The 12,458-nt window shown below is 50.2% G+C and carries 12 protein-coding genes; 5 read left to right on the forward strand and 7 right to left on the reverse strand.

Translation table 11 applies throughout. From position 1 onward, the window contains the following. Positions 1 to 8 precede the first annotated feature (8 nt). The 3 genes from OGV77_RS23210 to OGV77_RS23220 are packed head-to-tail and all read left to right on the forward strand — an operon-like array spanning position 9 to position 2,564. Positions 9 to 1,685 (forward strand): diguanylate cyclase, encoded by a 1,677-nt coding sequence (locus tag OGV77_RS23210; protein WP_047409178.1) that lies wholly within the window; start codon positions 9 to 11, stop codon positions 1,683 to 1,685. A gap of 11 nt (positions 1,686 to 1,696) precedes the next feature. Further along, a complete protein-coding gene (locus tag OGV77_RS23215) occupies positions 1,697 to 2,221 on the forward strand; it encodes a chemotaxis protein CheW (RefSeq protein WP_043017358.1) in 525 nt (174 codons plus the stop codon). Beyond that, positions 2,205 to 2,564 (forward strand): hypothetical protein, encoded by a 360-nt coding sequence (locus tag OGV77_RS23220; protein WP_043017357.1) that lies wholly within the window; start codon positions 2,205 to 2,207, stop codon positions 2,562 to 2,564. The genes OGV77_RS23215 and OGV77_RS23220 overlap by 17 nt, the downstream gene beginning before the upstream one ends. 6 nt (positions 2,565 to 2,570) lie before the next feature. Here OGV77_RS23220 and sitD read toward each other — a convergent pair whose 3' ends face one another. From sitD to OGV77_RS23250, 6 genes are all read right to left on the reverse strand, one after another. Next, positions 2,571 to 3,422: an iron/manganese ABC transporter permease subunit SitD gene (gene sitD / locus OGV77_RS23225; RefSeq protein WP_047409183.1), complete on the reverse strand. Its 852-nt coding sequence runs from the start codon at positions 3,420 to 3,422 to the stop codon at positions 2,571 to 2,573. Further along, complete coding sequence (sitC, locus tag OGV77_RS23230; protein ID WP_047409186.1) at positions 3,419 to 4,276, reverse strand: iron/manganese ABC transporter permease subunit SitC; 858 nt, start codon at positions 4,274 to 4,276, stop codon at positions 3,419 to 3,421. The genes sitD and sitC overlap by 4 nt, the downstream gene beginning before the upstream one ends. A gap of 2 nt (positions 4,277 to 4,278) precedes the next feature. Continuing rightward, positions 4,279 to 5,094 (reverse strand): iron/manganese ABC transporter ATP-binding protein SitB, encoded by an 816-nt coding sequence (gene sitB, locus OGV77_RS23235; protein WP_043017354.1) that lies wholly within the window; start codon positions 5,092 to 5,094, stop codon positions 4,279 to 4,281. Further along, entirely contained in the window at positions 5,091 to 6,008 is a 918-nt protein-coding gene (locus OGV77_RS23240; protein ID WP_087051253.1) for a metal ABC transporter substrate-binding protein, read from the reverse strand. The genes sitB and OGV77_RS23240 overlap by 4 nt, the downstream gene beginning before the upstream one ends. Before the next feature lie 182 nt (positions 6,009 to 6,190). After that, entirely contained in the window at positions 6,191 to 6,964 is a 774-nt protein-coding gene (locus OGV77_RS23245) for an SGNH/GDSL hydrolase family protein (RefSeq protein ID WP_087051254.1), read from the reverse strand. A gap of 10 nt (positions 6,965 to 6,974) precedes the next feature. Then, the gene (locus tag OGV77_RS23250) at positions 6,975 to 8,015 is read right to left on the reverse strand and encodes a porin (RefSeq protein ID WP_047409196.1); all 1,041 of its coding nucleotides are present in this window, start codon (positions 8,013 to 8,015) and stop codon (positions 6,975 to 6,977) included. A gap of 406 nt (positions 8,016 to 8,421) precedes the next feature. Here OGV77_RS23250 and OGV77_RS23255 point away from each other — a divergent pair, with 406 nt between their 5' ends. After that, positions 8,422 to 9,792: a class-II fumarase/aspartase family protein gene (locus tag OGV77_RS23255; protein ID WP_087051255.1), complete on the forward strand. Its 1,371-nt coding sequence runs from the start codon at positions 8,422 to 8,424 to the stop codon at positions 9,790 to 9,792. Between the two features lie 46 nt (positions 9,793 to 9,838). Here OGV77_RS23255 and OGV77_RS23260 read toward each other — a convergent pair whose 3' ends face one another. Beyond that, positions 9,839 to 10,732 carry a MurR/RpiR family transcriptional regulator gene (locus tag OGV77_RS23260; protein WP_087051256.1) on the reverse strand — a complete coding sequence of 298 codons (894 nt, stop codon included), beginning with the start codon at positions 10,730 to 10,732 and terminating at the stop codon, positions 9,839 to 9,841. A 353-nt stretch (positions 10,733 to 11,085) separates the two neighbouring features. On the opposite strand from OGV77_RS23260, the gene dcuC reads away from it, so the two are divergent. Continuing rightward, positions 11,086 to 12,453, forward strand: a complete 1,368-nt coding sequence (gene dcuC, locus OGV77_RS23265) for a C4-dicarboxylate transporter DcuC (RefSeq protein ID WP_080626187.1) — start codon at positions 11,086 to 11,088, stop codon at positions 12,451 to 12,453. The last annotated feature ends 5 nt before the right edge of the window (positions 12,454 to 12,458 follow it).

Raw genomic sequence — 12,458 nt, forward strand, 5'->3', positions numbered from 1 at the left:
GGCGTGTGATGAAACAAGAAAATAAACACATAGCGATGGCGGCTGCGCAGGAAAAAATAGCGCGTTTGCGCCAGGGGTTTTTACGTCGAATCCCCGACATGCTGGCGCAAGCGGAAAGATTACTCGTTCAACTGGTCGCAGAGCCCAGCGAAGCCTGTCGTAAACAGTTGCATATTCTGTTGCACAGTATCCACGGTTCGGCGGGGTCATTTGGTTTTAGCCCGCTGGCGAATGCTTCAGCAGAAGGTGAGCGTTTACTGACGGAGCCAGAAACGGAGCCAGGCACGCTGCATTACGATGAGCTGCGGCGAATCATACGCTGGTTGTACACCCTGACTCAGGAGCAGCTCAACCTTGAGCATCGCATCAGCGATACGGATTTTACTTTACCGATCGCCGCGCAACGCCCGGAAGAGGGATATGTTCGGCGGGCCAGCAAGCCTATCTACCTGTGTGATGATGACCTCGACCAGGTTGAACTGCTCGCTACTCAACTGCGCTGCTTTGGTTTTACCTGCCATGTGTTCGCAAGCACGCAGGATTTTACTCAGGCCGTATTGTTGCAACCGCCTGCCGTGGTGATTATGGACGTCAGCTTTCCGGACAACGCCTATGGTGGACCGCTGGCGATGTCGGATCTGAAGCGCAAAGTGGGTAAACCTTTCCCGGTGTTGTTTCTCTCGTGTCATAGCGATTTTAACGCCCGCATCAACGCCATTAAATCCGGCTGTGATGGTTACTACGTAAAACCGGCTTCGATTACCGATTTAGTACAGGAACTTCACCGCCTGACTCAACCGTCGCTGAGAAAACCTTATCAGGTGCTGATGATCGATGACGAGCCGGCGGTGGCGGAGTACAACGCCGAAATGCTGCGCATGGCGGGAATGGAAGTACATGTATTGGAAAAACCTCACTATTTACTGCACGTGCTGAATGCGCAACCGATCGATCTGGTGTTGATGGATTACCACATGCCGGAGTTCAGCGGCGAGGAACTGACAAAACTGATTCGGCAAATACCGCAACATATTGGCCTACCTATCGCTTATCTCTCCAGCGAGACCAACAAGCATGCGCAGTTGGGAGCGATGAGTATTGGCGCGGAGGATTTTATTCTCAAACAGGCCGATCCAGAGGAGTTGATTCGAGCCGTATCGATCCGCGCGGAAAGAATGCGCGTCCTGCGTGCCCGCATGTCGCAGGACAGCCTGAGCGGGTTATATAACCACTCGACGACCACCCATTTTCTTAAAAGCGCGATTGCCGAGTCGAACTACAGTGGCAACCCGTTTTGCATGGTGATGGTGGACCTGGATCGCTTCAAAAGCGTTAACGATACCTACGGTCATGCGGTCGGCGATCAGGTGATTGTCGGTATTTCGCAGCTGTTTTCGCATCGCTTACGCAGCACCGATATCGTGGGGCGTTACGGTGGTGAAGAATTTGTCATCATCATGCCTAACACCAGCAGTGACAAGGCGGCGCGGGTGGTCGAACGATTACGTAGAGATTACGAACAGGTCACGTTTTCCGTCAATGATGTCAGCTTTCACAGCACCTTCAGCGCGGGTATTGCGCAGTGGCAGTTTGGCGATCGGATCGAAACGCTGCGCGAACGTGCCGATCAAGCGCTATACGCCGCGAAGCAAAATGGCCGCAACACCTTCTGCGTTGCTGAGTAAAAGGAGAAAACATGAGCCAACAGCTGGAGCACATTCTCGCGCTGAATCATGGCGAAAAGCCGGAATGTGAAAACGTTGATGAGCCGCAGCGTACGCTGGTGTTATTTCAACTGGCGGGTAAGAATTTTGCTTTTTACGGCGCGCAGATCAAAGAGATCCTCGCAGAGCGCCCGATCTCCTGGGTTCCCTGTTGCCCGCCAATGCTTGAAGGGGTCATTAATTACCGCGGGCGAGTCGAGTCGGTGATGAGGCTGGACAGCCTGATCGACACCCCTGCCGTCAATCTGGCAGGTAAACGCACCATCCTGATTGGTTGTGCCGAAAAAATGCAAAGCGGGATCCTGATAGACAAACTGATTGATGTGCTGGACGTTGTTGAAAGCCAGATTCATTTGCCGGGAGACTCGCTGCCTTCGGCGCTGCAAACGATCGCAGTGGGTGTGGTTAACGTGACGGAAACCTGGTTCACGCTGCTCGACCTGAATCTGGTGTTTGATCGTTATCAGGAGACCCGTGGCTATGACGGCTCTCACTAACCTTGCAGCGGTGCGCGTCACGCTGGGTTCGCAGAATTTTTATATTCCGGCCAGCCAGGTTGGACGCTGCGCGCTGGTGACGCATGTTGTACCGGAAATCCCGCGCTTTAGTCACTGGCTGGGTATTGCCGATGAGCCGCAGGAGGGCAGACACTTGCATTTATGTGTTCCTGACAGCGGCGTTGATACCGGCTGGTACTTTTGGGGACAGCTGGAGAACGTGATGCTCTCCAGCGACACCATTTTTGCCGTTCCGCCGCTTCTGGCGCGCAGTTGCCATCTGCCTGCGCTGCGCGCTTTGGTGGGGCGAGAGGCGTTCAGCCCGCTGTTAAGCTGGCGCTGATTAGCCCTATAGCACATCATGCAGGCGTCGCCGTTCTAAACGGCGGTCGCGCAGGGTGGAATAAATAAAGGTAATCACAAACAGCAGGGAAAATAGTACGACGATGGTAGGGGCCGGAGCACTGTCGATGAAAAATGACAGGTACACGCCCATAAACGAGGTAATAACCGACATAACCACCGCCAGCCACAAGGCGTGAGAAAACTTTCGCGTCATTAAAATCGCAATGGCGCCAGGCGCAATCAGTAAGGAGATCGACAAAATAATCCCGACTGATTTTAGCGTGGCGACAATCGTCAGGGCTATCATGCATAACAGGCCGTAATGCAGCAGTGCGGTGTTAAGCCCGCTGGCTTTTGCCTGATGCGGGTCGAACGCATGCAGCAGCAGATCTTTCCATTTAAGTCCGATGATAAGCGCTATTCCCAGCGTGATAACCGCGGTTTGCATGATATCGCTTAACGATACGCCCAGCATGTCGCCGAACAGTATATGATCGAGATGGACTTCTGACTGGATAGAGACGTACAGCACCAGTCCCGCACCAAACATGCCCGAAAAGACAATCCCCATCAGAGTATCGCGTTTGATACGGCTGTTATCGTCGAGATAGCCCGTCGCCACCGCACAGAATAGCCCGGCGATAAACGCGCCAATTGCCAGCGGGATACCTGCAATCCATGCCAGCACAATTCCCGGGAAAACCGCGTGGCTCATGGCATCGCCCATTAGCGCCCAGCCTTTGAGTACTAAAAATACCGACAGCAGCGCGCAGGGGACGGCGACAATAGTGGAGATGACCAGCGCATTGACCATAAAGCTGAACTGAAAAGGTTCCAGCAGCATTGTTAAGATCATACTTGCTCCTTGTTCACCAGACGGGCTCGGCGGCGATTCGCCAGCAGACCGTGTTTTGGCGCGAAGACAAATGCCAGCAGGAACAGCAGCGTTTGCAGAACGACAATAATTCCGCCGGTTGCGCCGTCCAGCCAGTAGCTCAGCCAGGCGCCGAAAAAGCTGGTCAGGCTGCCGATAGCGACGGCGATGGTGAGCAGGCGAGGAAAACGATCGGTCAGCAGCCAGGCCGTTGCTCCGGGCGTCACCACCAGGCAAATCACCAGAAATGCGCCGACGGTTTGCAGTGCGGCGACGGTGGAAACGGAGAGCAGCGTAAAAAATAACAGCTTCAACCGGCCCGGGTTCAGACCGATAGACCGCGCGTGGTTTTCATCAAAAAAGACCACCATCAGATCTTTCCACTTCAAAAACAGGATAGTCAGCGAGATAACGCCGATGATGGCCAGTTGCAGAATATCTTCCGGCGCAATCGCCAGCACGTTGCCGAGAATAATGGTCTGAATGTTCACCGACATCGGATTGAGCGACACCATAAATAGCCCGATACCGAAAAAGGACGAAAAAATCAGTCCGATAATGGCATCTTCCTTCAGGCGTGAACGTTGATTGAGAAACAGCATGCTGCCCGCCGCCAGTCCGCCGGAAAGAAATGCGCCAAGCGCGAAGGGAAGCCCTAACATATAAGCTCCGGCAACGCCCGGAACGATAGAGTGCGACAGCGCATCGCCAATCAGCGACCAGCCTTTGAGCATCAGATAGCAGGAGAGAAACGCGCACAGGCCGCCGACCATCGCCGAGACCCACATGGCGTTGAGCATGTACTGGTAGCCAAACGGCTCCGTCAGCCAGTTCATGATTATTTACCCTCGCTTGTCGCGCGTCGCGAAATAAACGGGCGTTCATCATCGGTAATCACGTGTTGTTCACCGCCGCTCAGCGCAACGTGACGCAGTACGCCGCTGAATGCCAGCTCGAGATTCTCGTGAGTAAAGGTGATTTCGGTTGGTCCACTTGCCAGCACCGTGCCTTTAATCATCACCGTGTAATCACAAAACTCGGTGACGGATCCCAGATTATGGGTAGAGACCAGCATGGTCCGCCCCTCATCACGCAGTTCACGCAGCAGGTCGATGATCCGGGCCTCGGTTTTCACATCCACGCCGGTGAAGGGTTCATCCAGTAAAATAACCTGCCCGTCCTGCGCGATGGCTCTTGCCAGAAAAACGCGTTTTTTCTGCCCTCCGGATAATTCACCTATCTGGCGATGGCGATAGTCCAGCATATCCACCCGCGCCAGCGCCGCATCCACGCAGGCGTGGTCAATCTGTTTTGGCCGACGCAGCCACCCCATATGGCCAAAGCGTCCCATCATCACGACATCTTCCACCAATACCGGAAACGACCAGTCCACCTCTTCTGACTGAGGGACATAGGCAATCAGATTCTGTTTGAGCGCCTTATTAACCGGCTGTTGCAGAATAGATATTTCCCCCTGCGCCAGGCGGACAAAACCCATCAGCGCTTTAAAAAGCGTTGATTTTCCTGAACCGTTTACGCCGACCAGAGCGGCAATTGAGCCGCCCGGTATCTGAAAAGTGGCGTCCCGCAATGCGGTGTGACCGTTGCGATACGTCACCGTAACCTGATTTACGGTAATCGCAGAGTGACTCATGGTTGTCTCTCCAGGCCCTTATTGATGCCGTTGACAATGGTTTGTGTGGTAACGCGCAGTAAATCCAGATAGGTCGGAACCGGGCCGTCGGCAGCACTGAGCGAATCGACATACAGCACGCCGCCGTAATGTGCGCCAGACTCACGGGCAACCTGACGTGCTGGTTTGTCGGACACGGTGCTTTCGCTAAATACCGTTGGGATATGATGCGCTCTGATCGCATCGATCACCTTGCGTACCTGTTTGGGCGTGCCTTGCTGATCGGCATTGATTGGCCACAGATACAGCTCCTGAAGGTTGTTATCACGCGCGAGGTAAGAGAATGCGCCTTCGCTGGTGACCAGCCAGCGTTTATCAGCAGGGAGTTTTGCCAGTTCTGCATGCAATGGCGCCAGGGTCTGCTGGATTTTTGCTTTATAATTCTGCGCATTTTTCTGGTAGGTGGCGGCATTGTCTGGATCGTATTTCATCAGCGCATCGCGAATGTTATCCACGTAGATAAGCGCGTTCTCCGCTGACATCCAGGCATGCGGGTTTGGTTTACCGTTGTACGGCCCTTCGCTGATACCCATTGGCTGCACGCCGTTTGAGACCATCACTTCCGGTACGCCGGACAAATTTTGGTAGAAGCGGGCAAACCATAGTTCGAGGTTAAGGCCGTTGGAGAGAATAAGCTGCGCGCCTTGCGCCCGTTTTATATCTCCCGGCGTGGGTTGATATTCGTGAATTTCTGCTCCGGGTTTGGTGATGGAGCTGACGTCCGCCGCGTCACCCGCTACGTTGCTGGCCATATCGGCAATCACCGTAAAGGTGGTTATCACTTTGAACTTTTCTTCCGCCCAGGCGGGTGACAGCGTCAGCGCTGTTAACGCGCTGGCAAGGAGAAATGATTTCAGATGGGGCAGATGCGGCATAGTATCCCTCACAACAAAGTGGTTAATTTATCAACGAATATAGCCTTTGCTATGTTATATAGCACAAGGTATAAATAAATGAAAATAATTCTTATTTGCGTAGGGAGCTAAGGAATTGGCGGGGGATAATGCGTTTCACGCCGACAGAATTGCCGGCGTGTCGGTGATGAATTACCTGATGATTACGACTTTTGGAACTCAGTGACGGTGTCCCATGCAATCTGTTGTAACGTTTTGGCGGTAGCAGGGGTCATGTCCGTATCAACGGGAAGCGCGCCACCGACCGGAGACTGGTTATACAGGGTGGCAAAGAATACGCATGCGGCGAGATACGTTCCAGAAATTGAAGGATGTACACCATCATGATAATACAGATTTATCTCCGGATGGGTTTTGCGCGCTTTCTCAAAAGCCAGGCCAACCGGAGCGACATATCCTCCCGTTTTCTGCGCAATAGAGATATAAGCGTCCGCCAGTTTTTGGCTATCCTCGGGTTTGTCTTTTTTCGGCCAGGTCATGAAATAGACGACTTTTGCACCCGCTTGATGTGCCATGTTGGCCATTTGGGTTGCAGAATCAACGAAGTTTTGTCGGGTACTTTCTTTCTTTGAAATGGTTTCTGTGGAGTTCCCCTGTAATACCACTACATCCCATTTCTGTAGCGTGTTCTGGTAGCGCATATTCTCAATTTGCCAGCCTAAATGGCCGCTGGAAATCGTGATCCCGCGATACTTATACCCTTTTGCATGGTCAGGCAATAAAGACTGTGTCAAATCCCGTAATCGGGTATTGATATTGTTGTTATAGAACGTGAACGAGTTGCCATACAGCGCCACGATTTTATTCTCGCCATCCATTTTCGCATGTGCGGAAGGCGCTAATAATGTATCAGCGTGAGCGCAGATACTACTCAGTGCCAGGGCCGTTGCTGCGGCAAGCAAAGTAATCTTTTTCATCGGTTATCTCTTAGAAATCGTAACGGAGCCCAACGATAAGCGCATCATCATTGGTTTTTTTGTTCTTACTGGCGAATTCTTTATCGTAAGTAAATGATAACCACGTATCCTCAGCCAATGTTAATTGCGCCTCAGCACGCCAGTCTTCTTTTTCAGCAATATCTTTACCGTCTTCATTTAAAAAACTATACCCGGTGAGTACCTTGACGGTGCCAAAGTTGTAGGAAATGAGCGAATCCATTCCTTTATAATTATTATCACTATTGTTATCACGGGAAATAGAAGTCCGTAATGCGGTTACCGCGACCTCATAGGCTTTATAACCGAGTTGTAACCCTCCCATAATTTGATCGTTTTGATTACGCCCATCGGTGGTCACTACGCCATCCTGTCGTTTGTAACGACTGGCCGCGAGTGCTGGTGTAATTCTAAAATCACCAAATTTGAAAGACTTGCGATAGCTGGCCATCGCGCCGTAATCCAGGGCTTCGTTGTCGCTGTTGCCATTACCGGAGACCCATGCCAGTTGAATTTCGTTACCGGCAAATTTGGCGTTCCACTGAACGGTGCCGTCCTGGCGGTTGAACTGGTACGAATCATCTATAGTTGTAATACCATAGCTATAGATATTGGGAGTGAAGTTTTTGTATTTATCGGTCATTTTCATTACCTGATACAACGGGTTTTTGGTTCTCCCGGTGATCAGTTCACCCCATGTTTTATTTGACAGACCGACATAGGAATAGCGGGCCTCCATATCGCTTTCACCGGTATTGTTATCATTTTTTTCGGTACGCACCTGCCATTCCAGACGACCCACGATTTTAGTCTCAGGCAGAATATCCAGATCTCGGGTGAGATAAATACCTACACGGCCACCCAGATCGCTTCGGCTTTCACTGCCGGCAAATGAATTCTGGCCACTTGCTATTTTGCCCTCAACGCGGCCATAGATATCCAGAGTATTGCCATCCTTATTATAGACGTTTAAGGCGAACGCCGAGGAACTCATACCCATAAGTAATATTAGTGAATAATTTTTTAGCTTCATGTCATCCCTCAAACAAGCATAAATTTCCTGACCATAAAAATGAATTTCACAGCGAGGTAATTGTTTGTGGAAATGGAATGTCAGCGGTATGGGAATCATTTTTTCTCGTGATGAAATGTGATTATTCACGCATAAATATCTCCGATTTCACTATTGTATTAATGGTTCTTATATTTAATAAGCATTTTTTTGGAAATATTGCAGTTGTTTAAAATGTAATTCACAAATTACTGTGAAGTACATCGCACTTCTACTTGGTGAGAAAAATGAAAATGGGAATATTGCATTCTCATGGCCATTTTTGGGTGGGAATACTATTTTCCCCTATAATTTGGAAAACAGATCCCGCAAACTTGATTAATCACATTTTCGATTTTGACGCATTCATTGGCCGGAGAGGCGCTGTATGTTCGGTAAGCAAACAACGGTATTTGATTCTGATCTTTATTCTTCATTGTTCACCCAGGGGCGGATGCGGGAAATATGGTCTGACGACAATCTGCTGCGGTGTTGGTTGCGGTTTGAGGCGACTGTCGCTCGCGTGCAAGGCGAGCTGGGGATTATCCCTGAGCAAGCCGCCGTCGAAATTGAAAAAACGTGCAGGGATATACAGATAGATTGGCCGGCCCTGGCACAGGAAACACAGACGGTTGGTATGGCGATAAAACCGTTGATCGATCAGATCTCTGCTTGCGGCACACCGTTGGTCAGCCAGTTTCTGCACTGGGGATGTACCACTCAGGACCTGCTGGACTCTGGCATGGCGATGAGACTACAACAAACGCTGCATCTGCTGCGCGAGCAAATACTTGATGTTGGCGAAGCGATGAAAGCGATGGCAATACGTCATACCAGGACGGTGATGGTTGCGCGCACCAATTCGGTGGATGCCTCTGCGACAACATGGGGGCTACATGTTTGCAGTTATCTGGCGGAGGTTAACCGCCATCTGATAAGACTCCAGCAGCTGTACCCGCGCGCGGTCACCGGGCTCTTTGGCGGCGCGGTAGGTAATCTGGCCTCGGTGGGCGAGCAGGGAATGGAAACGCGTGAACGGCTGATGCGAGAGCTGGGTCTGAACGTGCCCTGCGGCATTAATAATGCCAGCCAGGATGCGGTTGTTGAAGTCGTGCAGTTTTTTGCCCTTGTTCACGGCACGCTGTGTCGTCTGGCCAACGATGTCGAAACAATGGGACGCACGCCGATTGCTGAAGTGCTTGAGGGTGAGGGCGGCGGAGGGTCGAGCACGATGCCGCACAAAGTTAATCCGCGTGCCAGTAACATGATGCAAACGCTGGCAAGGATGGGATGGATGTATGCGTCTGGCGCCCCAGCAATGCTGGATCAACAGGACGTACGGGCTGCCTCAATGAGGGTATTAAACTGGACAATCCTCCCGGAGGCCTCTAATGCTTTATCGACCAGCCTGACACGCGCAAAGAATCTGCTTGCGCATCTCATTATTAATGAAGAGAAAATGCGCGCCAATTTTGACTGTTCGAAGCACTTTATTATGTCGGAATCGCTGACGATGAGGCTTGCCGCCAAAATTGGCAGAGAGTCTGCCTATAACTTAGTTAAAGACCTGCTGAAGCATGCAAACGGTGAGCAGAGTTTCATGGAGATTGTCCAGGCTAGCCCGGAAATCCGTGCATCATTATCTGTAGAGGAAATTGCCGACGCCTGCGAGCCGCTGTCATATATCGGAGCGAACGACGCGCTAATCGCTGAAACTATCGCTGAGTTCGATCGCGTGAAAACCGCAGAGAAAGCCTGATGCATCCTGTTGCCAGGAGTGAGAACACTCCTGGCTGCTGGTGGGTCTAAGTATTGTGGGCTGATGCTGAAAATGTTTCGAAAAAGACGAACAACTCCTCCAGTTGGGCAAAATTCCCCTCGCTATCACCTTTCTCATACGCCAGATGCAATATAAGTTCGATAAAAAAGAAGCCAAGAATACGGCTTTGAAAAATGGATTGTACGTCGCTGGGAAGAACGAACTGCAGATCGCAGAACTTACCGTAAGGATTCGCCTCTGAGTTGGTAACCAGGACCACGACGGCATTCTTTTTTCTGAACCACTTTGCAATATTGAGCGCTACCCGGTTAAATCGGTAGTAGGAGAACACAATCAAGACATCCTCCTCCTCAATATTGAGGAGGCATTTGGGGAGTTCGCTGATGTCCGTCGGTAACAGGGTGATGTCACTGCGAAAGTACTTTAGCAGTGTACAAAAGTGCGTTGCCATTGCATGAGATGATGAAGGGCCGACGACATAAATATGACGTTGATTGTTCAATACCAGATCGATAAACGCATTAAGGCTTTCAATATCGATATTATTTTTAAATTGATTAAATAATTCTGATACTTTGTGGGTGAAATCGGTAACGATACTTTCAGTGGTAATGCTGGGGTTGTTACGTAGTTTGATGTTTTTCTCAAAGGGTGCGGATATTTTATTTTTTGATAGCGTAATGTCTAATGCTTTGCGAAAAGCAGCATACCCCGTAAACCCAATTTTATTTAAAAATCGGCCAATGGTGGCTTTGCTTACCATCGCATTTTGCGAGAGATCAACAATGCCATGATAGGGGAGTTCATTGAAGTGTTTATTAATGTACTCATTAAGTCGGCACTCAGATTCAGTCAGTTCACCCATATTAAGAGTAAGTGAGTTATACTCATCCAGACTTAACGTGTTTTTTTTGTACATAGATAACACCCGATGGCTGCTGTATATCAACGTTGTTATAGGGTAATACGCTTTCGACGTCAATCATAGAATGAATATGTTGGAAACCCGCATCCAGCCTTTTCTGAGGGATGCGACCGCATTCAGATGAGTTGCGATCTTACTCACAAAAAGTGGTGGGAAAACACCTTTCCCGTATTTTACAACCGCACAACCCATTACAATTAAATCTGAATATTTGAGTATGTAATACGTTAAATTTACGTGCATATTATAGCTGCTTATATATAGGTGTGATTTTTTACTATCCTACATAAGCTATGATGATATGACAGAAAACCCTACCCGATTTGTATGGCATAGGAATTGTTATTATGACGGCGTTTATTATAGCAATAGTGATAACAGTTATTGCTGCATGGTTAATTGTGAAAAACTATCAGCCGCAAACTGTTCTATTACTCGCTGGACTGGCATTATTGACCATTACCGTACTGTTTTATCCTGAAAACAGCATTCTTTATGATAAAGCAAAATCCACGGGGTCAACCTGGCTGGATATCTTTAGTTTTGCAAAAGAATCGCTTACCACACAAATCGCGGGTATTGGTCTTATCATCATGGCGGCGGGTGGATTTGCCAGCTATATGGATCACATTAAAGCGTCGAACGCGATGGTGAATATGTGCATTCGACCGCTGCAGGTGATTAAAGCGCCATACCTGATCCTTGCGTTAGGGTATATCTGCGCACAGCTTCTGCACGTGGCAATTTCAAGTGCGGCAGGTCTGGCAATGTTGCTGCTGGTAACATTCTTCCCGGTCCTGGTACGCCTGGGAGTCAGTAAAGCCTCCGCGGCCGCGATGATCGGTCTGTGCGCGTTTATGGATTTAGGGCCCGCGGTTGGTACGGCGAATCTGGCAGCCAAGCATGCTGGCATGGAAAGCGCTATCTACTTTGCTCATTACCAGATGCCAGTGGCGGTGGTCGTAATGCTGGCCGTGGCGGTGGTGATTTACTTCAGCGCGAAGTATTTCGACAAAAAAGATGGCTTTGTTCCTGGAGCGCAAAGCGTAGCACAAGCGGAAGAAGAAGGCCGTAAGGTGCCCGTCATTTATGCGCTGTTGCCCGTCCTGCCTGTGGTACTGGTGCTGGTCTTTAGCCCTTTGGTTATCAAATCCATCAAAATTGACGTGGTCACAGCAATGATCCTTGGCGCGGTCGTCGCGTTTTTCTTCGAACTGGTGGCTACCCGAGATTTCAAAAGCTGCTGCAAAGGATTACAGGTCTTTTTCAAAGGGATGGGCAGCATGTTTACCAGCATCGTTTCCTTGCTGGTATGTGCGGATATTTATGCCCAGGGGCTGCAGAAAATTGGCGCGGTGGACTACCTGTTGCAGTCCGTGCAAAACGCAGGGCTGGGTTTTACCAGCATGACGCTGGTAATGACCGCGCTGGTGGGCGTCACCGCCGTCCTGACTGGCTCTGGCGTTGCAGCCTTTTTCTCTTTCTCCGGCCTGGCACCTTCGATTGCGGCAAAATTCGGTGAGAACGCTGTCAATATGATCCTGCCAATGCAGTTGATGGCGGGAATGGGGCGTTCAATGTCTCCGGTGGCTGGCATCATTATTGCGGTAAGCAAGGCAGGGGAATGCTCACCGTTTATGATTGTCAGAAGAACGCTGCTTCCAGCGCTGGCCGGTATCGCGGCGATGCTGGTTGCCAACTATGTCCTGATTTGAATCCT

Origin of the sequence: Citrobacter sp. Ce129, assembly GCF_030334545.1 — a bacterium.
Lineage (GTDB): Bacteria > Pseudomonadota > Gammaproteobacteria > Enterobacterales > Enterobacteriaceae > Citrobacter > Citrobacter europaeus.